Origin of the sequence: Streptomyces tagetis (assembly GCF_018069565.1) — a bacterium.
Taxonomy (GTDB): Bacteria; Actinomycetota; Actinomycetes; order Streptomycetales; family Streptomycetaceae; genus Streptomyces; species Streptomyces tagetis.
Map to the genome: position 1 here is coordinate 254,931 of NZ_JAGPNL010000007.1, position 20,372 is coordinate 275,302.

The 20,372-nt window shown below is 74.5% G+C and carries 17 protein-coding genes and 1 tRNA gene; 7 read left to right on the forward strand and 11 right to left on the reverse strand.

The window, feature by feature from the left end; translation table 11 throughout:
• Positions 1–24: 24 nt before the first annotated feature.
• The gene (locus tag J5Y05_RS23760; RefSeq protein WP_307854063.1) at positions 25–798 is read left to right on the forward strand and encodes a LuxR C-terminal-related transcriptional regulator; all 774 of its coding nucleotides are present in this window, start codon (positions 25–27) and stop codon (positions 796–798) included.
• A gap of 15 nt (positions 799–813) precedes the next feature.
• Here the strand turns inward: J5Y05_RS23760 and J5Y05_RS23765 are convergent, their stop codons facing one another.
• Positions 814–1,311 (reverse strand): MarR family winged helix-turn-helix transcriptional regulator, encoded by a 498-nt coding sequence (locus J5Y05_RS23765; RefSeq protein ID WP_210875091.1) that lies wholly within the window; start codon positions 1,309–1,311, stop codon positions 814–816.
• A 124-nt stretch (positions 1,312–1,435) separates the two neighbouring features.
• Here J5Y05_RS23765 and J5Y05_RS23770 point away from each other — a divergent pair, with 124 nt between their 5' ends.
• Positions 1,436–2,242, forward strand: a complete 807-nt coding sequence (locus J5Y05_RS23770; protein WP_210875092.1) for a trans-aconitate 2-methyltransferase — start codon at positions 1,436–1,438, stop codon at positions 2,240–2,242.
• Positions 2,243–2,297: 55 nt separating this feature from the next.
• Here J5Y05_RS23770 and J5Y05_RS23775 read toward each other — a convergent pair whose 3' ends face one another.
• On the reverse strand, positions 2,298–2,972 hold the full coding sequence (locus J5Y05_RS23775; protein WP_210875093.1) for a TetR/AcrR family transcriptional regulator: 675 nt from the start codon (positions 2,970–2,972) through the stop codon (positions 2,298–2,300).
• Positions 2,969–3,970, reverse strand: a complete 1,002-nt coding sequence (locus J5Y05_RS23780) for an acyl-CoA desaturase (RefSeq protein WP_210875094.1) — start codon at positions 3,968–3,970, stop codon at positions 2,969–2,971. Before J5Y05_RS23780 ends, J5Y05_RS23775 begins: the two co-directional genes overlap by 4 nt.
• A 341-nt stretch (positions 3,971–4,311) precedes the next feature.
• Between J5Y05_RS23780 and ppc the strand changes: the two genes are divergently transcribed.
• Positions 4,312–7,044 (forward strand): phosphoenolpyruvate carboxylase, encoded by a 2,733-nt coding sequence (gene ppc, locus J5Y05_RS23785; RefSeq protein WP_210875095.1) that lies wholly within the window; start codon positions 4,312–4,314, stop codon positions 7,042–7,044.
• A gap of 91 nt (positions 7,045–7,135) precedes the next feature.
• Here ppc and J5Y05_RS23790 read toward each other — a convergent pair whose 3' ends face one another.
• The 6 genes from J5Y05_RS23790 to J5Y05_RS23815 form a co-directional block, all read right to left on the reverse strand.
• Entirely contained in the window at positions 7,136–7,648 is a 513-nt protein-coding gene (locus J5Y05_RS23790) for a hypothetical protein (protein WP_210875096.1), read from the reverse strand.
• Between the two features lie 62 nt (positions 7,649–7,710).
• Positions 7,711–8,307: an aminoacyl-tRNA hydrolase gene (gene pth / locus J5Y05_RS23795; RefSeq protein WP_210875097.1), complete on the reverse strand. Its 597-nt coding sequence runs from the start codon at positions 8,305–8,307 to the stop codon at positions 7,711–7,713.
• Between the two features lie 77 nt (positions 8,308–8,384).
• A complete protein-coding gene (locus J5Y05_RS23800) occupies positions 8,385–8,969 on the reverse strand; it encodes a 50S ribosomal protein L25/general stress protein Ctc (protein WP_210875098.1) in 585 nt (194 codons plus the stop codon).
• A gap of 182 nt (positions 8,970–9,151) precedes the next feature.
• The gene (locus tag J5Y05_RS23805) at positions 9,152–10,126 is read right to left on the reverse strand and encodes a ribose-phosphate diphosphokinase (RefSeq protein WP_210875099.1); all 975 of its coding nucleotides are present in this window, start codon (positions 10,124–10,126) and stop codon (positions 9,152–9,154) included.
• Between the two features lie 132 nt (positions 10,127–10,258).
• On the reverse strand, positions 10,259–11,707 hold the full coding sequence (glmU, locus tag J5Y05_RS23810; RefSeq protein WP_210875100.1) for a bifunctional UDP-N-acetylglucosamine diphosphorylase/glucosamine-1-phosphate N-acetyltransferase GlmU: 1,449 nt from the start codon (positions 11,705–11,707) through the stop codon (positions 10,259–10,261).
• A gap of 121 nt (positions 11,708–11,828) precedes the next feature.
• Positions 11,829–11,904 (reverse strand) — tRNA-Gln (locus J5Y05_RS23815).
• Between the two features lie 146 nt (positions 11,905–12,050).
• Between J5Y05_RS23815 and J5Y05_RS23820 the strand changes: the two genes are divergently transcribed.
• Complete coding sequence (locus tag J5Y05_RS23820; protein ID WP_210875101.1) at positions 12,051–13,367, forward strand: sensor histidine kinase; 1,317 nt, start codon at positions 12,051–12,053, stop codon at positions 13,365–13,367.
• 184 nt (positions 13,368–13,551) lie between these two features.
• On the opposite strand, the gene J5Y05_RS23825 is transcribed toward J5Y05_RS23820, so the two are convergent.
• Positions 13,552–14,046 (reverse strand): SUKH-3 domain-containing protein, encoded by a 495-nt coding sequence (locus tag J5Y05_RS23825; RefSeq protein ID WP_210875102.1) that lies wholly within the window; start codon positions 14,044–14,046, stop codon positions 13,552–13,554.
• A 54-nt stretch (positions 14,047–14,100) separates the two neighbouring features.
• Positions 14,101–14,631: a YwqJ-related putative deaminase gene (locus J5Y05_RS23830; protein ID WP_210875103.1), complete on the reverse strand. Its 531-nt coding sequence runs from the start codon at positions 14,629–14,631 to the stop codon at positions 14,101–14,103.
• Positions 14,632–14,897: 266 nt separating this feature from the next.
• Here J5Y05_RS23830 and J5Y05_RS23835 point away from each other — a divergent pair, with 266 nt between their 5' ends.
• The 3 genes from J5Y05_RS23835 to J5Y05_RS23845 all read left to right on the forward strand — a co-directional run bounded on the left by J5Y05_RS23835 (position 14,898) and on the right by J5Y05_RS23845 (position 19,840).
• Positions 14,898–15,917, forward strand: coding sequence for an SMI1/KNR4 family protein (locus tag J5Y05_RS23835; RefSeq protein ID WP_210875104.1), 1,020 nt, complete (start codon positions 14,898–14,900; stop codon positions 15,915–15,917).
• Positions 15,918–15,924: 7 nt separating this feature from the next.
• Positions 15,925–18,714 carry an SUKH-4 family immunity protein gene (locus J5Y05_RS23840; protein ID WP_210875105.1) on the forward strand — a complete coding sequence of 930 codons (2,790 nt, stop codon included), beginning with the start codon at positions 15,925–15,927 and terminating at the stop codon, positions 18,712–18,714.
• A 241-nt stretch (positions 18,715–18,955) separates the two neighbouring features.
• Complete coding sequence (locus tag J5Y05_RS23845; RefSeq protein WP_210875106.1) at positions 18,956–19,840, forward strand: cellulose-binding protein; 885 nt, start codon at positions 18,956–18,958, stop codon at positions 19,838–19,840.
• Positions 19,841–20,372 lie beyond the last annotated feature (532 nt).

Here is a 20,372-nt window from a genome sequence, read left to right on the forward strand (position 1 = left end):
GGGAGCCTGGGGAAGGGGGGTTTCGTGGTTCGAGTCCGAGTCCTGGTCGTGGACGACCACCGTATCTTCGCCGAGTCGCTCGCCGCGGCCCTGGCCGCCGAGCCGGACGTCGAGGTCTTCGCCGCCGGCAGCGGTCCGGCGGCGCTGCGCTGCCTGGAGCGGGCCGCGGCCGACAACCGCCGGTTCGACGTCCTGCTCGTCGACGCCGACCTCGGCGGCCGGCCGCCCGGCGTCCGCCCGGCCGTCTCCGTGCGCGAGGGTGACGCCGAGGGGCTGGTGGACGGCATCTCGCTGGTCACCGGGGTGCGTTCGGCGCAGCCCGGGGTGCGGATCGTGGTCCTCGCCGAGCGGGACGACCCGCGGCGCGCGGCCCTCGCGCTCCAGGCGGGCGCCTGCGGCTGGGTGGCCAAGGACTGTTCCCTGTCCCGGCTGCTCAGCGTCATCCGGGGCGTGCTGCGCGACGAGACGCACCTGCCGCCCGCGCTGCTGACCGGCGTGCTGCGCGAGCTGACCGCCGCCCGCAAGCACCGCACCGAGAGCGAGCGGCTGGTGGAGTCGCTGACCCCGCGCGAGCGGGAGGTGCTGCGCTGCATGGTCGCCGGGCTCGGGCGCAAGGCGGTCGCCGAGCGGCTCTACCTCTCCCCGCACACCGTGCGCACCCACATGCAGAACGTCCTCGGCAAGCTGGGCGTCCACTCCACGCTCGCCGCGGTCGCCCTGGCCCGGCGGGCCGGGGTCGGTCCGGTGGACCTGGGTTCCGACGGGCGGATAGGCCCGGAGGAGAGCAACAGCGCCTGAGCGGAGCGGGCCCGCTCAGCCGGGGATGTTGTCGAAGGGCCCGGTGAGCCGCCGCAGCAGTCCCGCCAGTTCGCCGCGCTGGGTGCGGGACAGCTCGGCGAGGATGGCCCGCTCCTGGTCCAGCAGTCCCGCCAGTGCCTGGTCGGCGCGGTCCCGGCCCTCGTCGGTGAGCCGGACCAGCACCCCGCGCCGGTCGTTCGGGTCGGGCAGCCGCTCCACCAGGCCCTTCTTGGTCAGGCGGTCGATGCGGTTGGTCATCGTGCCCGAGGTGACCAGGGTCTGGGTGAGCAGTTGCCCCGGGGAGAGCTGGTAGGGGGTGCCCGCGCGGCGCAGCGCCGTCAGGACGTCGAACTCCCAGGGCTCCAGATGGTGCTCGGCGAAGGCCAGCCGACGCGCGCGGTCCAGGTGCCGGGCGAGCCGGCTGACCCGGCTCAGCACCTCCAGCGGTTCCACGTCGAGGTCCGGGCGCTCCCGGCGCCATGCTGCGACCAGCCGATCGACCTCGTCCTCCATGACGATCAGTGTAGTGGTTGTGTCGACGTGAAGTCTCTTGATGTCGATTGTCTTGACATCGAGAGATCCCTCCGGTGAGGCTGGGTACACCCGCCCCTACGGTCTTCCCCTCCGGAGGCGCCTCATGTCCGCCGACTGGGACCCCGCCCGGTACCTGCGTCACGCCGGTCCCCGCGCCCGCCCCTTCGCCGATCTCCTCGCCCGTGTCCCGGAGCTGCCCTCGGCCCGGCCCCGTATCGCGGATCTCGGCTGCGGCCCCGGCACCCTCACCGCCCGCCTCGCCGAGCGCCGGCCCGCCGCCCGCGTCACCGGGTACGACACCTCCGCCGCGATGCTGGAACGGGCCCGCGCGCACGCCGGGCCCGCCCCGGGCGGCGGCAGCGTGGACTTCGCCGCGGCGGACATCGCCACCTGGACGCCGGACGGGCCCCACGACCTGATCGTCAGCAACGCCGCCCTCCAGTGGGTGCCCGGCCACGCCGGACGCTTCCCGGAGTGGATCGCCGCCCTCGCCCCCGGCGGCGTCCTCGCCTTCCAGGTGCCCGGCAACTTCGACGCGCCCAGCCACCGCCTGATGCGCGAACTCGCCGCCGCTCCCCGGTGGCGGGACCGGCTCGACGGCGTCCTGCGCCACGGCGACGCCGTCCACACCCCCGCCGAGTACCTCGCGGCCCTCACCGCCGAGGGGTGCGCGGCCGACGTGTGGGAGACGACCTACCTCCACCTGCTGCCCGGCGAGGACCCCGTCCTGGACTGGGTCTCGGGAACCGGGCTGCGGCCCGTCCTCACCGCCCTCGCGGACGACCCGGAGGAACGGGACGCCTTCCTCGCCGCGTACGGCGCCGCGCTGCGGACCGCCTACCCGTCCGGCCCGCACGGCACCCCGTTCCCCTTCCGCCGCGTCTTCGCCGTCGCCCGCAGGGAGCGGTGACCCGTCGGGCCCCGCCGCACCCTGCGGGAGACCGGCGGCGCTCCGCGTGACCCGCCTACGCCTTGCGGTGGCCGATCAGGCGGGGGCGGGGTTCGAGGCCGTCGAGGCCGTGCCAGGCGAGGTTGACCAGGTGGGCCGCCACCTCCGCCTTCTTCGGGCGGCGTACGTCCAGCCACCACTGGCCGGTCAGCGCCACCATGCCCACCAGCGCCTGCGCGTACAGCGGGGCCAGCTTGGCGTCGAAGCCGCGGTTCTTGAACTCGCGGCCGAGGATGTCCTCCACCTGCGTGGCGATGTCCGAGATCAGCGAGGCGAAGGAGCCGGTGGACTGGGGGATGGGGGAGTCGCGGACCAGGATGCGGAAACCGTCCGTGTACTCCTCGATGTAGTCGAGGAGCGCGAAGGCGGCCTGCTCGCACAGCTCCCGCGGATGGCCGGCCGTCAGCGAGCCGGTCACCATGTCCAGCAGCCGCCGCATCTCGCGGTCCACGACCACCGCGTACAGGCCCTCCTTGCCGCCGAAGTGCTCGTACACCACCGGCTTGGAGACCCCGGCCTTCGCCGCGATCTCCTCCACCGAGGTGCCCTCGAAACCCTTCGCGGCGAAGAGGGTGCGACCGATCTCCAGCAGTTGCTGGCGGCGCTCCGCACCGGTCATGCGGGTGCGGCGCGCACGCCGCGGCTTGTCGTTGCTGGAGGTGCTCGAGTCGGTCGCCACGGCGCCCATCATGCCGCCTCGACGGTTTCCTTCCTCCGGCGGGAGCCGCCTCCGTCCGTGTTGCGGCGCGAATCGATACGCGCGCGTGACGGCCAGCGCACGTCGTACGCCCAGCCCAGCCGCTCGAACCAGCGGATCAGCCGGGCGCTGGAGTCGAGCTGGCCGCGCTCCACGCCGTGCCGCGCGGAGGTCGGGTCGGCGTGGTGCAGGTTGTGCCAGGACTCGCCGCAGGACAGGATCGCCAGCCACCACACGTTGCCCGAGCGGTCCCGCGACTTGAAGGGCCGCTTGCCCACCGCGTGGCAGATCGAGTTGATCGACCACGTGACGTGGTGCAGCAAAGCCACCCGAACGAGTGACCCCCAGAAGAAGCCGGTGAAGGCACCCCACCACGACATGGTGACCAGGCCGCCGATCAGCGCCGGCAGCGCCAGGGAGAGCGCCGTCCACAGGACGAACTGGCGGGATACGGCCCGCAGCGCCGGGTCCCTGATCAGATCGGGGGCGTACTTCTCCTGCGAGGTCTGCTCCTCGTCGAACATCCAGGCGACGTGGGCCCACCACAAGCCCCTGAGCAGCGCCGGGACCGTCTCCCCGTACCGCCACGGGGAGTGGGGGTCGCCCTCGGCGTCGGAGAACTTGTGGTGCTTGCGGTGGTCGGCGACCCAGCGCACCAGCGGCCCCTCGACCGCCATCGAGCCGGCGATGGCCAGCGCGATCTTCAGGGGGCGCTTCGCCTTGAAGGAGCCGTGGGTGAAGTGCCGGTGGAAGCCGATCGTGATGCCGTGGCAGCCCAGGAAGTAGAAGAAGACCATCAGTCCCAGGTCCAGCCAGCTCACGCCCCATCCCCAGGCCAGCGGCACCGCCGCCACCAGCGCGAGGAACGGAACGATGATGAAGAGCAGCAGCGTGATCTGCTCGATCGACCGCTTCTGCTCGCCGCCCAGGGTGGCGGAGGTGTCGTCGGGTGTCTTCGGAGGCTCGGGGATCACATCGGAGGGCGTGGTCATACAGGTCCCCTGTGGGGTCGAGGATGGTGGCCGATGCCGGGCCCGGGACCGCTGTGCGGCTTCCCTACGGTTCCGTAACCTACGGCGACGTAAGTATGGCAGCGCGTCGCCCCGCGGCAAGAGCCCGAGAACCCGCGCGTCCCCCCGGCACCTATCCTGGAACCCGGTCGGACAGCGCGGTCCGTTCTGATGTCTTCCCGGACGTCCGCCCCGTAAGCGGCACCCGCCGCGCGTGACGCCGTCCGGGTCCCTCCCAGACGATCCCACCCGTCGCCCGGAACCGCTTCCCGCGGTGAGCCACCCGGGCGACGCACCTTCGATCACTGCAAGGAGCCGCACCTGTGAGCAGTGCCGACGACCAGACCACGACGACCGGAAGCGCTCTGCGGGCCGACATCCGCCGGCTGGGCGACCTCCTCGGGGAGACCCTCGTCCGCCAAGAGGGCCCCGAGCTGCTCGAACTCGTCGAGAAGGTCCGCCGACTCACCCGAGAGGACGGCGAAGCCGCCGCGGAGCTGCTGCGCGGGACCGAACTGGAGACCGCGGCCAAGCTGGTCCGCGCCTTCTCCACCTACTTCCACCTCGCCAACGTCACCGAGCAGGTGCACCGCGGCCGAGAGCTGCGCGCCCGGCGGGCCGCCGAGGGCGGACTGCTCGCCCGCACCGCGGACCGGCTCAAGGACGCCGACCCCGAGCACCTGCGCGAGACCGTCCGCAACCTCAACGTGCGGCCCGTCTTCACCGCCCACCCCACCGAGGCCGCCCGCCGCTCCGTCCTCAACAAGCTCCGCCGGGTCGCCGCCCTCCTGGACACCCCGGTCATCCCCTCCGACCGCCGCCGCCTGGACACCCGGCTGGCCGAGAACATCGACCTCGTCTGGCAGACGGACGAACTCCGCGTGGTCCGCCCCGAACCGGCCGACGAGGCCCGCAACGCCATCTACTACCTGGACGAACTCCACGCCGGCGCCGTCGGCGACGTCCTGGAGGACCTGACCGCCGAACTCGAACGCGCCGGCGTCACCCTCCCCGACGACACCCGCCCGCTGACCTTCGGCACCTGGATCGGCGGCGACCGCGACGGCAACCCGAACGTCACCCCCCAGGTCACCTGGGACGTCCTGATCCTCCAGCACGAGCACGGCATCAACGACGCCCTGGAGATGATCGACGAGCTGCGCGGCTTCCTCTCCAACTCGATCCGCTACACCGGCGCCACCGGCGAACTGCTCGCCTCCCTCCAGGACGACCTGGAGCGGCTGCCCGAGATCAGCCCCCGCTACAAGCGGCTCAACGCCGAGGAGCCCTACCGGCTCAAGGCCACCTGCATCCGGCAGAAGCTGGAGAACACCAAGCAGCGCCTGGCCAAGGGCACCCCGCACGAGGACGGCCACGACTACCTCGGCACCGCCCAGCTCCTGCACGACCTGCGGATCATCCAGACGTCGCTGCGCGAACACCGCGGGGGACTGTTCGCCGACGGCCGCCTGGCCCGCACCATCCGCACCCTGGCCGCCTTCGGGCTCCAGCTCGCCACGATGGACGTCCGCGAGCACGCCGACGCCCACCACCACGCCCTCGGCCAGCTCTTCGACCGGCTCGGCGAGGAGTCCTGGCGCTACGCCGACATGCCCCGCGACTACCGGGCCAAGCTGCTCGCCAAGGAGCTGCGCTCCCGCCGCCCGCTGGCCCCGACCCCGGCGCCCGTGGACGAGGCCGGCGAGAAGACCCTCGGTGTCTTCCAGACCGTCCGCCGCGCCCTGGAGGTCTTCGGGCCCGAGGTCGTCGAGTCGTACGTCATCTCCATGTGCCAGGGCGCCGACGACGTCTTCGCCGCCGCCGTCCTCGCCCGCGAGGCCGGTCTGATCGACCTGCACGCCGGCTGGGCGAAGATCGGCATCGTGCCGCTGCTGGAGACCACCGACGAGCTGAAGGCCGCCGACACCATCCTGGAGGACCTGCTCGCCGACCCCTCCTACCGGCGTCTGGTCGCCCTGCGCGGCGACGTCCAGGAGGTCATGCTCGGCTACTCCGACTCCTCCAAGTTCGGCGGCATCACCACCAGCCAGTGGGAGATCCACCGCGCCCAGCGCCGGCTGCGCGACGTCGCCCACCGCTACGGCGTGCGCCTGCGCCTCTTCCACGGCCGCGGCGGCACCGTCGGCCGCGGCGGCGGCCCCACCCACGACGCGATCCTCGCCCAGCCCTGGGGCACCCTGGAGGGCGAGATCAAGGTCACCGAGCAGGGCGAGGTCATCTCCGACAAGTACCTGATCCCGGCGCTCGCCCGGGAGAACCTGGAGCTGACGGTCGCCGCGACCCTCCAGGCGTCCGCGCTGCACACCGCCCCCCGCCAGTCCGTCGAGGCCCTGGCCCGCTGGGACGCCGCCATGGACGTCGTCTCCGAGGCGGCCCACACGGCCTACCGCCGCCTGGTGGAGGACCCGGACCTGCCGGCGTACTTCTTCGCCTCCACCCCCGTCGACCAGCTCGCCGACCTGCACCTGGGCTCGCGGCCCTCGCGCCGCCCCGACTCGGGCGCCGGGCTCGACGGGCTGCGCGCCATCCCGTGGGTGTTCGGCTGGACCCAGTCCCGGCAGATCGTCCCCGGCTGGTACGGCGTCGGCTCGGGGCTGAGGGCGCTGCGGGAGGCCGGACTGGACACGGTCCTGGACGAGATGCACCAGCAGTGGCACTTCTTCCGGAACTTCGTCTCCAACGTCGAGATGACCCTCGCCAAGACCGACCTGCGCATCGCCGGGCACTACGTCGACACGCTCGTCCCGGACCACCTCAAGCACGTCTTCGACACCATCCGGACCGAGCACGAGCTGACCGTCGCCGAGATCCTGCGGGTGACCGGCGAGGAGGAACTGCTCGACGCCGACCCGGTGCTGAAGCAGACCTTCGCCATCCGCGACGCCTACCTGGACCCGATCTCCTACCTCCAGGTGGCGCTGCTCGGCCGCCAGCGGGAGGCCGCCGCGGCGGGCCGGGAGTCCGACCCGCTGCTCGCGCGGGCCCTGCTGCTCACCGTCAACGGGGTCGCGGCCGGACTGCGCAACACCGGCTGACCCGCCCCGAGTTCACCCACCGGCCGCCCCCGGAGCCCACCCGGCCCGGGGGCGGTCGCGTGTCGTACGGGGGCCGTTCGGGCCCGGCCGCTCACGCCGCGAGGAACGCCGCCGTCAGCAGGGCGACGCCCGCCCCGGCCATCAGCCAGGCGGGCCGCGTACGGCGCAGACCGCCCGCCACCACCACCGAGGCCAGCAGCAGCGCGCCGCCCAGCGGCGCCCACGCCAGCAGCATCCCGCCCGGACCCGAGCGCACCGCCTCGTCGCTGCTCGGCTTCACCACCACGGTGTACGTACGGCCCTCGGCCACGGCACCGGAGTCCTCGACGACGACGCGCTCACGGGGCCGCGAGCCCTGCGACAGGGGGGTGTAGGGCCCGCCGCAGGTGCCGTCGGCGCAGTCGGTGACGGTGATGGTGCCGTGCTCGCGCCCCCGGGGCAGCATCACGTGCTGCGCGGTGCCCCAGGACGCCCACACCCCCGCGATCAGGATCAGCGCCGTGACGGTGCCCATCGCCGTGATCCGTCCGTAGTGCAGCAGCGGGTGCGGGGACCGGGGGGCCCGGCGGGAGCGTGCGGCGGAGGCAGGCATGGCCGGGATCATTGGCCATACCTGCGCGGTCGGTCAACTCATCCGCCGGTGACCGGCGGACAAGCGGGCACGGATCAGGAGTTGTAGGCGCTCTGCGCGCGCTCCAGCCCCTCGGTCACCAGGCACTCCACCGCGTCCGCCGCGCGGTCCACGAAGTAGTCCAGCTCCTTGCGCTCCGCGGCGGAGAAGTCCCGCAGCACGAAGTCCGCCACCGGCATGCGCCCCGGCGGGCGGCCGATCCCGAACCGCACCCGGAAGTACTCCGGGCCCAGCGCCTTGGTGATCGACTTCAGCCCGTTGTGCCCGTTGTCGCCGCCGGCCTGCTTGAGCCGCAGCACGCCGTAGTCGATGTCCAGCTCGTCGTGGACGGCGACGAGCCGGCCGGCGGGCACCTTGTAGAAGTCGCGCAGCGCCGTCACCGGCCCGCCCGACAGGTTCATGTACGACATCGGCTTCGCCAGCACCACCCGGCGGCCGGCCGGTCCGGGCGGGCCGATACGGCCCTCCACCACCTGGGCCTGCGCCTTGCCGTGCCGCTTGAACCGCGCCCCCATCCGTTCCGCGAGCAGGTCCGCCACCATGAAACCGACGTTGTGCCGGTTCGAGGCGTACTCCGGTCCGGGGTTGCCGAGTCCGGCCACCAGCCAGACGGCGTCCGCGTCGGTCGTCACGTGCGTGTCTCCTTGGATAGGCGTCGGCCGCCGCCCCCGCACGGGAGCAGCGGCCGACGAAACGATGGCGTCCGGGCTCAGGCCTCGGCGCCCTCGTCCTCGCCCTCCGCGGCCTCCTCGGCCTGGGCGGCCAGGACCTGGAGGACCACGGTGTCGTCCTCGACGGAGAGCGTGACGCCCTCCGGCAGGGGGATGTCCTTGGCGACGACCGCGGCGCCGGCCGCGAGGCCCGCGACGGAGACCGTCACCTGGTCGGGGATGGCCGTGGCCTCGGCCGCGACCGGCAGCGCCGACAGGACGTACTCCAGGAGGTTGCCGCCCGGGGCGAGTTCGCCCTCGGCGACGACCGGGATCTCGACCTGGACCTGCTCGCCGCGCTTGACCAGCAGGAGGTCGACGTGCTCCAGGTAGCCCTTGATCGGGTCGCGCTGCACGGACTTCGGGATGGCGAGCTGGTTCGGGCGGCCCGCGATGTCCAGCTCGATCAGGACGTTGGAGGTGCGCAGCGCCAGCAGCAGCTCGTGGCCCGGCAGCGCCAGGTGCAGCGGGTCGGTGCCGTGCCCGTACAGGACACCGGGGACCTTGCTCTCGCGGCGGATGCGGCGGGCGGCGCCCTTGCCGAACTCGGTGCGCGGCTCGGCGGTCAGCGTGACGTCAGCCATGATCACTCCTCGTAGAAAATCGGGAACGGACGTGGTCACCCGGCCACGAACGGCCTGCTACGAAGAGCGCGTCGATTACGGACCGCCGGACTCGTGGACACGAGTACGGCCTCCCTCGCCGAGCAACGCGGGCAGTCTACTCGGAGCGGGAGGCCGCACCCAAAACGATCTACGAGCGGTGGTTACTGCTCGTCGAAGAGGCTGGTCACCGAGCCGTCCTCGAACACCTCGCGCACCGCGCGCGCGATGGTCGGGGCGATGTGGAGCACGGTGATCTTGTCCAGCTCCAGTTCGTTCGGCGTCGGCAGGGTGTCGGTGAAGACGAACTCGCTGACCTTGGAGTTCTTCAGCCGGTCCGCCGCCGGGCCGGAGAGCACGCCGTGCGTGGCCGTCACGATGACGTCCTCCGCGCCGTGCGCGAACAGGGCGTCCGCCGCGGCGCAGATGGTGCCGCCGGTGTCGATCATGTCGTCGACCAGGACGCAGATCCGGCCGTCGACGTGGCCGACGACCTCGTGCACGGTCACCTGGTTCGCCACGTCCTTGTCGCGCCGCTTGTGCACGATCGCCAGGGGGGCGCCGAGCCGGTCGCACCAGCGGTCGGCCACGCGCACGCGGCCGGCGTCCGGGGAGACGACGGTCAGCTTGGAGCGGTCCACCTTGGTGGCCACGTAGTCCGCCAGCAGCGGCAGCGCGAACAGGTGGTCCACCGGGCCGTCGAAGAAGCCCTGGATCTGGTCCGTGTGCAGGTCCACGGTGAGGATGCGGGTCGCGCCGGCCGTCTTCATCAGATCCGCGATCAGACGGGCCGAGATCGGCTCGCGGCCGCGGTGCTTCTTGTCCTGCCGCGCGTAGCCGTAGAAGGGCACGATGACGGTGATGGAGCGGGCCGACGCGCGCTTGAGCGCGTCGATCATGATGAGCTGCTCCATGATCCACTTGTTGATCGGAGCCGTGTGGCTCTGGATCAGGAAGCAGTCCGCCCCGCGCGCCGACTCCTGATAGCGCACGTAGATCTCGCCGTTGGCGAAGTCGAACGCCTTCGTCGGGACGACGCCGACCCCCAACTGCTGGGCGACCTCCTCGGCAAGCTCGGGGTGGGCGCGGCCGGAGAAGAACATCAGCTTCTTCTCGCCGGTCGTCTTGATCCCGGTCACAGCACTTTCTCCTCAGAGGTTCGCAGATGAGCTGTCACAACGGCCTCCCGGCTGGGCCCGGGAGGCGTGTCAGCCAGTGGGTGCGGGTGTGCACTTATCACGGTACGCCCAGTTCGACGTACTGGTTTCCGGTCAGTCTTCGTGGTCCGGCCGGCGCGATGCCGTCTCGGCGGCCTTCGCCGCCGCGCTTCCCGGACGCTTGCGGGCCACCCAGCCCTCGATATTCCGCTGCTGGCCACGGGCCACGGCCAGCGAACCGGCCGGTACGTCCTTCGTGATCACGGAGCCGGCGGCGGTGTAGGCGCCGTCCCCGATGGTGACAGGCGCCACAAACATGTTGTCCGAGCCCGTCTTGCAGTGTGAGCCGACGGTGGTGTGGTGCTTGTGCTCCCCGTCGTAGTTCACGAACACGCTGGCGGCGCCGATGTTCGTGTGGTCGCCGATGGTCGCGTCGCCCACGTAGGACAGGTGCGGGACCTTGGTGCCCTCGCCGATGGTGGCGTTCTTCGTCTCCACGTACGTGCCGACCTTCGCCCTGAGCCCGAGCCGGGTCCCCGGACGCAGGTACGCGTACGGGCCCACCGTCGCCTCCTCGCCCACCTCGGCGCCGACGGCGACCGTGTTGTCCACCCGGGCGCCCGCGCCGACGCGGGTGTCGGTCAGCCGGGAGTTCGGGCCGACCTCCGCGCCCTCGGCCAGGTGCGTCGTGCCGTGCAGTTGCGTGCCCGGGTGGACCACCGCGTCCCGCTCGAAGGTGACGCTCACGTCGATCCAGGTCGTCGCCGGGTCCACCACCGTCACGCCGGCCAGCATCGCGGCGGTCAGCAGCCGGTCGTTGAGGATGCGGCGGGCCTCGGAGAGCTGCACCCGGTTGTTGATGCCCGCGATCTCCCGGTGGTCGGCGGCGACCGAGGCGCCCACCCGGTGACCGGCCTCGCGCAGGATGCCGAGGACGTCGGTGAGGTACTCCTCGCCCTGGCTGTTGTCGGTGCGCACCTTGCCGAGCGCCTCCGCGAGCAGCCGCCCGTCGAACGCGAACACCCCGGAGTTGATCTCGCGGATGGCCCGCTGCGACTCCGAGGCGTCCTTGTGCTCCACGATCGCGGTGACCGCGCCCGAGGCACCGTCCCGCACGATCCGGCCGTACCCGGTCGCGTCGGGCACCTCGGCGGTGAGCACGGTCACGGCGTTGCCGTCGGCGGTGTGCGTGGCGGACAGCGCCGTCAGGGTCTCGCCGGTCAGCAGCGGGGTGTCGCCGCAGACGACGACCACGGTGCCGTCGACGGTGCCGCCCAGCTCCTCCAGGCCCCGGCGCACGGCGTGCCCGGTGCCGTTCTGCTCCTCCTGCACGGCCGTCCGTACCTCGGGGGCGATCGCGGCGAGGTGCCCGGCGACCTGCTCGCGGGCGTGGCCCACGACCACGACGAGGTGTTCGGGGCGCAGTTCGCCGGCGGCGGCCAGCACGTGGCCGACCAGGGACCGGCCGCACAGCTCGTGCAGGACCTTGGGAGTGGCCGATTTCATACGGGTGCCCTCACCCGCTGCGAGGACGACGACGGCTGCCGGGCGGTTGGCGCTCACGGAATGCCCTTCGGCTTTGAGGGGGTGGGACGACATCCGCAGGATACCGGGGCGCCCCCGGGCCGACATGCGAGTGGGCCCCGACGGTGCTGTCGGGGCCCCTGGTACGGCTGTTGCGCGGTGGCTCCCCCGCAAGGATTCGAACCTTGTCCTGCTGGTACCAAAAACCAGTGTGCTGCCAGTTACACCACGGGGGACGGCGCGTCAGACCTTACCGGAGTCGCGTCCCGGGGACAGCAGCGACGGCCGGGCCCCGGCCACCGGCACCGGCGCGCGCTCCGGTCCCGTCCGGTCCGTGAAAGTCACCCCGGGGACGCCCGCGCGCGCCCGTAGTCTGGGAGGCATGACCACGACGGGGGAAGACCACGCACCGGCCCGGGGCGGGCCCTGGTGGTGGGACCGGCGGCGCGGCGCGGTGCTCGATGTGGGCCTGGCCCTCGCGTCCGCCCTGGAATGCGCGGTGGAGGGGGTCCCGTTCGCGCGGGACGCGGGCATCCCGGCGACGGCCGGGGTCCTGTTCGGGCTGCTGGCCGGCTCGGTGCTGGTGGTGCGGCGCAGGTGGCCCATCGCGGTCGTCCTGGTGACGATCGCCGTCACACCGGCCCAGATGGGCGCCCTCATGGGCATCGTCGGCCTCTACACCCTGGCCGCCTCGGAGCTGCCGCGCCGGATCATCGCCTCGCTGGCGGGCATGTCCCTGCTGGGCATGCTGATCGTCACCTACGTACAGGTGCGGCAGGACATGGCGCGCGGGGACATGGGGGTCGGCGAGTGGTTCGTGCCGTTCGCCTCGATCACCACCGCGCTCGGCGTGACCGCGCCGCCGGTGCTGCTCGGCATGTACGTCGGCGCCCGGCGGCGGCTGATGGAGAGCCTGCGCGAGCGCGCGGACAGCCTGGAGCGGGAGCTGCAACTGCTCGCCGAGCGGGCCGAGGAGCGGGCCGAGTGGGCCCGCAACGAGGAGCGGACCCGGATCGCCCGCGAGATGCACGACGTCGTCGCGCACCGGGTGAGCCTCATGGTGGTGCACGCCGCCGCCCTCCAGGCCGTCGCCCGCAAGGACCCCGAGAAGGCCGTCCGCAACGCGGCGCTGGTGGGGGACATGGGCCGGCAGGCGCTGACGGAGCTGCGCGAGATGCTCGGCGTGCTGCGCAGCGGGAGCGACGCCCCGCGCGAGCGGACGCCGGTACCGCTGGCGGCGGTGGGCGCGGCTGCCGCCGCGGCGGCCTCGCGGGCGGCCGAGGACGAGGGCCGCGCGGCCGAGGGGCCCTGGCTGTCGGAGCTGGACGAGCTGATCGGCCAGTCGGCGGCGGCCGGCATGGTCGTCGCCCTGTCCGTCGAGGGGGAGCAGCGGGCGTACGCGCCCGAGGTGGAGCAGACGGCGTTCCGGGTGGTGCAGGAGGCGCTGACCAACGTCCACAAGCACGCGGCCGGCGCGAAGACGCACGTACGGCTCGCGCACCGCGTCTCCGAGATCGCCATGCAGGTCGAGAACGAGCCCCCGCCCGAGGCGTCCTCGGCCTCCTTCGCCCGGCTGCCCTCGGGCGGCAACGGGCTGGTGGGGATGAAGGAGCGGGTCTCCGCCCTGGGTGGCGCGTTCGTGTCGGGGCCGACTGACGCGGGGGGCTTCCGCGTATCGGCGGTGATCCCGGCGGCGTAGGCGGGGCGGGCGCGGGGTGGGGCGGGCTTTCGGCCGGGGCTCCGTCTGGCCGTCCCGGTCTGCGTCGGCCGTGACGGTGTGCGTCGGGCCGCGGTGCTCCCGGGGGCGGTTTTCGGCCGGGGGCACCGGGTCCGGATGGCGTCGGGCTCCGGCGCGGGGTGGCGCGGTCCGGGCGCCGGGGCGGTCAGCCGAGGGTGAGGCGGTCGGGGCGGGTGCCGGCGACGAGGGCGGCGAGTGCCTGGTCGATGTCGGCGCCGAGGTACCAGTCGCCGGTGTGGTCCAGGGCGTAGACCCGGCCCTCGGCGTCGATGGCGAGCAGCGCCTGCGTGTCCGTCTCGGCGCCGATCGGGCAGGTCTGGGTGCCGAGGGCGCGGCCGAGGTCGCCGAGGGTGCGCGCCAGGTGCAGCCCGTGCAGCGGGTCGAGGTCGAGTGCGGCCGGGGCGATCTGCCGGCCGGGCCCCGTGGGGGCGAGCCGCAGTCCGCCGAACTCGGCCCACGCCTCGACGGCGGCGGGGAAGACGGCGTGCCGGTGTCCGGCGGGCGAGGTGTGCTCGCGCAGGGTGTCGGCCCAGATCTCGGCCTGCTTGATGTCCCAGCGGCCGGGCTGCCAGCCGGCGTCGCGCAGCGCGGCGTCGACGGGTACGGGGAAACGGGTGGTGGAGGTGCGGTCGGCGTGCATCTGCCTTTGGTTCGTCTCGTGGGTCCGGTCGGTGCGGCCCGTCGTCGGCGGCCGTCAGCGGTCGCCCCGCGTGGGGTCCACGACGCGCACGCCGAAGTGGGCGCTGAGCGCGGCGCAGGCCCGGCAGGGGGCGGCGAAGCCGCCGTGCAGGGGGTCGCCGTCCTCGCGGATGCGGCGGGTGGTCAGTTTGGCGTGTTTGAGGGCTTTGCGTGCCTCCCCGTTGGTCATGGGCTTGCGCGAGGCGCGTTTGCTGCGGGCGGCGTCGGCGGCGGCGAGGTGCCGCGAGATGAGGATCGCCTCGGCGCAGCGGCCGGTGAAACGGTCGCGCTGGCCGCTGGTGAGGGCGTCCAGGAAGTCCTGGACGAGCGGGTGCAGCGCGGGCGGCGTGTCGGCTCGGGCGGCGGTGCCCGTGAGGGTCGTGCCGCGCACGGACAGGGCGGCGGCGACGGTGGGCAGGATGCCGTCCCGGCGGTGCAGCAGGACGGGCGCGTGGGCCGCCTCACTGGCGCTCCAGCCGATACGGGGGTCACCGGTACGGGGGTCGTCCGACCGGCCCGTGTGAGGCCCCGTCTGCGTCGCACTCATGATCATCTTCCCCTCCTGAGCATCCCCCCGGAAGCCACAGAGTGCCAAATCACGGGGCTGGTGCGGTAGCTGGGGCGGTGCGACACGCCAGGCCGGGGGCGGTCCGTCACGACGGGGTGACGGCAGGTCACGGATACGGGCGGGCGGGCGTCCGCCGCCGATGACCGGTGTCCGCGTACCGCATAGGCTGTCGGCACCGCGCATTCGGGCGGTGACGCCGGAGAGTGCTGACAGACGACGGACAGACGCCGCAGGGGGCAAGAGCCATGACGACAGGTGGGCTCGGGCCGGGGGTACATCCCGGCCGCCAGGCCGGGGCAGGCAGCGCGCCGCCGAACGCGGCGTACGCCGGACAGGTCGTGCACTTCCCGGACCCCGTCCGGGCGGCCCGTCACCCGAGAGGGGTACGGGTCGACGAGGGCGGCTACCCCGTTTTCACGCCCTACGCCCGCGCCATCGCCGAGATCGCCGAACCGCCCGAGGGCTTCGGCGTCGACGAACTGAGGCTGACGGACTACGTGTCGGCCAACGCCGCGCTGTCCGCCTCCGGCCACGACCTGTGGGACACCGTGCCCGCCGTGGCGACGCCGCACAACTGGACCTGGCACCACGTGGCCGGCACCCGGCGCCTGGAGCTGGTCCCGGTCGAGGTGAAGGCGCTGCTGCGGCACCACGGCGGCATCGCGCTCGCCCCGGTGGACCAGGACAAGCGCGGGACCCGCCCGTTGCAGGAGACGCGGCCGGCCCACTTCGGACTGCCCAAGTCGGGCGTGGCCGTGACCGAGCAGCAGGTGCAGGGCGTCGAGGAGGACCTCGGCTACCGGCTGCCGGGCGCCTACCGCTCCTTCCTGAAGGCGGCGGGCGGCTGCGCCCCGGTCGGCACCGCGCTCGACGCGGAACTCGGCCTCCTGCTGGACCAGCCGTTCTTCACGGTGCGCGACGAGGCGGCGGTCAACGACCTCGTCTACGTCAACAAGTGCCTGCGGGACCACCTGACCAAGGACTACCTGGGCGTCGCCTTCGTCCAGGGCGGGCTGCTGGCCGTGAAGGTGAAGGGCGAGCGGATCGGCTCGGTCTGGTTCTGCGCCTACGACGACGCGCGGGACGTTGACCCGGCCTGGTCCCCCGCCGAGCGGGTGGAGCGGCTGCTGCTGCCCTGCGGGGACGACTTCGACGCCTTCCTGGCCCGGCTGGCGGGCTCCCCGCCGGAGCTGGAGACCGTGGCGAACCTGATGGTGGACGGCGGTTTCGCGCGAGCGGTGTCCGTGGCGTCGGTAGGGGAGTGAGCTGACGATGGTGACGTTCGCGCAGGCGCAGGAGCGCGCCGAGGAGTGGATCAACGGGGAGCTGCCGGCGTACCAGCACCGCGAGGTGCGGGTGCGCGAGTTCGACCTCGGGTTCGTGGTGTGGGCGGAGGACCGCGCCGACGGTCCGCGCTCGGACGGCGGCGCCCAGCGGCTGGTGATCGCCCGGGACAGCGGCGAGGCCACGCTCTGGCCCGGACTGCCGGTCGGCGAGGTGGTCCGCCGCTACGAGGAGGAGTACGGCCGCCCCGAGACGGACGGTCAGGGACCGGCGCCGGCCCCGGCGGCGGCGCGGGTGGACCTCAACCAGACGTCGTTCCTGCTGAGTCCGCCGGAGTGGTTGCAGGAGGCGGCGGACAAGCTGGGCATCCCGGACCGGCGGGGCGAGGAACGCGAGCGGCGGGACGCGGCGGGACCGGCGGCCTCGGGCGGGCCGACGGCTCCGGGCGGGGCCACGCCTCCGAGCGGGCCCATGGCTCCGGGCGGGGCCACACCTCCGAGCGGGCCGACGACGAGCGCCACCTCCGGTCCGGGCACCGGCCGGGCCCCGGGTGCCGCGTCCGGCCCGGACAGCGGCGCGCGGTGGCCCGCCGCGGCGGGCACGGGCGGTGCCGGTGCCCCGGCCCAGACCCTCGCGGGCCCGCCCGCGGCGCCGGGCTCCGGCGCGGACCCGGCACACGCCCCGCGCGACTCCGGTACGGGGTGGCCCGCGGCGGCCGGTCACGAGGGCTCGGCCCCGGCGGGCCCGTCGAGTGCGGCGGGCTCGTCCGTGGGCGCGGGGGTGCCGGGTGGGCCGGGGTCCTCCGTCGTGCCGGGTGCCCCGGTCGCTCCGGCTGCCCCGTTCGCCCCGGCCGTGCCGGTTCCGTCGGAGCCGACCGGGTCGGCCTCCGGGACGACGCCCTGGGCGGGGACGGACACCACCGCGGACGCCGGTGAGGACCGTTCCGTACCGCTGCCCGAGACGGTGGTCGCGCCGCCGCTGAGCCGTGCCGACGCGGGGATCGTCCCGCCCGCCGCGACCCCGGACGCCAAGACGGCACTGATGTCCGGCGGCAGCGGTCTGCCGCCCACCGCCGTCGCGCCCGCGCTCCCCGCCCCGGCCACCCCGTCATCCGCCCCCGTCACCCCGCCCGCCGGGCCGGCCGTACCGCCGCCGCCCGCGCCGGACGCCGGGGACATCGCGGACGCCGCGACCAGCAAGGCGGCGCCCCCGCCGCGGCGGAGCGACGGCCCGGCGACCCCGCCCCCGCCGCCCCCGCCGGGTGTCCCGGGCGGTTCGCAGGGCGGCCCGGCCGGTGGCTACGTGCCGACGCAGATGGTGTCCTCGATCGGCGGCCCCGGCGGTGTCGCCGGCCCTCCGACGCCCCCGCCGCCGAGCCCTCCCGCCGCCCCGGGCGCCACCCCGCCCCCGGCCGGCACCCCCGGGGGCACGACGCCCCCCGGCGGGATGCACCACGCCGCCACGATGCTGGCCGGCCCCGGCGGCACCGGCGGCGGCGTGCCCCAGCCCCCGGCGCCGCCCGGCGCACCCGGCGCGGTACCCGGCGGTCCCGGCACCCCGCCGCCCCCCTCCGCGCCGGGCGCCCCCGGCACGCACGGCTCCGCGGGCGGCGCGCACGGCGCCGTGCACCACGCGGAGACGGTGCTGGCCGCGCCCCCCGTCTCCGGTCCGCCGCAGCCCCCCGGCCCGCCCGGTGTCCCCGGCGGGTACGGCGCCCCGGGTGCCGTACCCCCGCCCCCGCCCGGCGCGATGGCGCCGCCGGGGCAGCCGCACGCGTACGGCTACCCGCAGCCGCCCGCCGGACTGCCGACCGTCGGCCCCGGCTACCAGGCCGTGCTGCGCTACCGGGCGCAGGACGGCTCCGAGCAGCAGCTCATCCGGCGTTCGGCGCCGGGCATGCCGCACCCCGAGTGGCAGATCTTCCACGAGCTGCGGGCCATGAACGTGCCCCCGGACCAGGTGCTGGAGCTCCACACCGAGCTGGAGTCCTGCGAACTGCCGGGCGCCTACTGCGCGCGGATGATCCGCGAGCAGTGGCCGCAGGCACGTATCACCTCCATCGCCCCGTACGGCACCGACCACGCCAGCCGTCAGCAGGGGATGCGGCAACTCCTCGTCCACCAGGGCGAGTTGCACCAGGTCGCCGACGGACCGGCCCGCCCGGCCCCGGTGCGGGCGCCGCTGCCCCCGGTGCCGCCCGCGCCGCCGGTCCCGCCGGAGGCCATCGGGCAGGAGCTGGCGGGCGCGTTCGGGCCGGGTGTCTTCCGGTTCGAGCACGCCGCGGTCTCCCGCCAGGGCGTGCCGCCGGTCGTCGCGCACACCCTGGTCGCGGCCGGACTCCCGCTGGACATGGGCCCGTTCTTCTGGGCGCAGGCCCAGCCGGGCCGCCCGGTGCCGACGTTGGCCGAGCTGGCGGCCGAACGGTCCGTGCGGCCGTCCTCCGACGCGGGTTCGTACCTCGTCGTCGGCAGCGACTTCGGCCGCGCGATCTGCGTGCAGTACGGCACCGCCAACATCGTGGCCGTGCCGGTGGAGGGCGGCCCCGGCGGCGCCCCCGTGCCGCCGCAGTTCGTGAACACGGGGCTGCCGGAGTTCGCCCGGTGCCTGGCGCTGCTCGGCCGGATGTGGCGGCTGCGGTTCGGCCTCAACCAGGAGCAGGCCGGCCGCTGGACGGTCGACTTCCAGGCCCAGCTCGCCGCGCTCGACCCGGCGGCCCTCGGCTCGCCGGAGAGCTGGTGGTCGGTGCTGCTGGAGCAGATGTGGGACGGGCTGCTGTGAACCGGCGCCGCTGAGCCGCCCGCCCGGAAGGGGCCGGGCCCGGAGACCCCCGTACGCGGGGGAGCCACCGGGCCCGGCCCCTTCCGCGTGCCCGGTCCCGTACCCGGCCGTGCGCCCCGCCGTGCGCCCTCGCGTGACCTCCCGCCGGAGTGTCGCGTTATGAACGCCCGCGTCCGATCCTTCAAGATGTGCGCGGATTGTCATGGAATCGGGGGAGACTCGCGCGAACTGGAGGACCGGCATGAGGAACACACCGGCGTCCCCGCACGGCTTCGTGACCGTACGCGGGCGCGGTTACCGCCCCGACCAGGCCGACGCGTGGACCGCGGCCCTCTCCGCGGAACGCGACGCCGCCTGGGAACGGGCCGCCCGGCTCACCGTGCTCGCCCGCGAGATGGGCGCCGAACTGGAGCGGCTGCGCGCGACGGTGGCGGGCCTCGCCCCGCAGACCTACGACGAACTGGGCGAGGACGCCCGCGACCTGTTCCGGCTCGCCCGCCGGGAGGCCGACGCCGTACGGGAGCGGGCGCGGCGCGCGGCCGACGGCGTACGGGACGCGGCGCGCGCCGCCGCGGAGGGCGTGGCGGAGGAGGCGCGGGCGCGGGCCGGCGCCGTACGCGCCGAGGCGGACGAGACGGCCCGGCAGCGGCTGTCGGCGGCCCGCGCGGAGGCCGACGCGGTACGGATCGCCGCCCGGCACGAGGTGCGCGCCGGACGCCGGGAACTGCTGGCCGCGCTCCGCGTGACGCGCCGGAAGGCCGCCGCCCTCCGTACCGGGCAGGACGAGCGGCACACCGCCCGCGCGGCCCGCGCCGAGCGGGCGGCGGAGCGGCAGGCCGCGGCCCTCGACGCCCGGCACGCCGAGCCGGCCGACCGCGCCGGACACCGCCTGGCCGAGGCCGGACGCGCCCTCGCCGAGGCCCGGGAGGAGGTCCGGCGCGGACAGGAGGAGGCGGAGGCGCGCGCCGCCGCGCTGCTCGCCGAGGCCGGGGCGCGGGCCGAACGGATCGCCCTCGAGACCGAACGCGTCCTGTGCGAGCACGGCGAGGCGTGGGACGACGTCCAGAACCAGACCGCGACCGTCCGCGAGACCCTCCGCATCCTCACCACCCAGGGCGCGGAGTAACGGCCCCGCCGGTCTCGCGCTCCGGGCCCTGCCGGTCCCATGCACCCGGCCCCCGCCGGTCCCATATACCCGCCCCCCCGCCCACCCGGCCGCAGCCACCCCCGGGGTCGGGCCCCGCCCAGCCCCCGACCCCACGCACCGGCCCCCGCCCCGCCCGCCGGTCGTCACCTCGTCTCGCCGCGCGGCCAAGCCCCGGGCCCGGCTTGCCACTTGACCCTGACGCGGCGGGAGGGCGGAGGCCGGGCGCACCGGGGGCCGCGGCCCGATCCGCCCCCGGGCAGGAGCGCGACCCCGAGAGAGCCCGCCTCCCGGGGCGGAGAGCCCCTAGGGGTATCTCCGTACAAGGGCCCGGGGCGGGGTCGTACCGGCGGAGGACGAGCCGGAGCGGCCGGTGTCCTTAGGCTGGCCTTACGCCGCTGGGGGGCGGTGCACCGGAGCGTGGGGGGTGGGGTTTTCCCCCGTCGAAGAGTGCGCCGAGCACCATCGTCGACGGGCGCCCGGCCCGGGAGACTCTTCGGTGCGGGCGTTCCTC

Coding starts and splice junctions, on each gene's coding strand:
- J5Y05_RS23765 (WP_210875091.1), bottom strand. CDS start 1,311: ATGGAGGACGAGGTCGATCGGCTGGTCGCAGCATGGCGCCGGGAGCGC.
- J5Y05_RS23780 (WP_210875094.1), bottom strand. CDS start 3,970: ATGACCACGCCCTCCGATGTGATCCCCGAGCCTCCGAAGACACCCGAC.
- J5Y05_RS23820 (WP_210875101.1), top strand. CDS start 12,051: ATGACCACGACGGGGGAAGACCACGCACCGGCCCGGGGCGGGCCCTGG.
- J5Y05_RS23775 (WP_210875093.1), bottom strand. CDS start 2,972: ATGATGGGCGCCGTGGCGACCGACTCGAGCACCTCCAGCAACGACAAG.
- J5Y05_RS23845 (WP_210875106.1), top strand. CDS start 18,956: ATGAGGAACACACCGGCGTCCCCGCACGGCTTCGTGACCGTACGCGGG.
- J5Y05_RS23770 (WP_210875092.1), top strand. CDS start 1,436: ATGTCCGCCGACTGGGACCCCGCCCGGTACCTGCGTCACGCCGGTCCC.
- J5Y05_RS23825 (WP_210875102.1), bottom strand. CDS start 14,046: ATGCACGCCGACCGCACCTCCACCACCCGTTTCCCCGTACCCGTCGAC.
- J5Y05_RS23790 (WP_210875096.1), bottom strand. CDS start 7,648: ATGATCCCGGCCATGCCTGCCTCCGCCGCACGCTCCCGCCGGGCCCCC.
- J5Y05_RS23840 (WP_210875105.1), top strand. CDS start 15,925: ATGGTGACGTTCGCGCAGGCGCAGGAGCGCGCCGAGGAGTGGATCAAC.
- J5Y05_RS23800 (WP_210875098.1), bottom strand. CDS start 8,969: ATGGCTGACGTCACGCTGACCGCCGAGCCGCGCACCGAGTTCGGCAAG.
- J5Y05_RS23830 (WP_210875103.1), bottom strand. CDS start 14,631: ATGAGTGCGACGCAGACGGGGCCTCACACGGGCCGGTCGGACGACCCC.
- J5Y05_RS23835 (WP_210875104.1), top strand. CDS start 14,898: ATGACGACAGGTGGGCTCGGGCCGGGGGTACATCCCGGCCGCCAGGCC.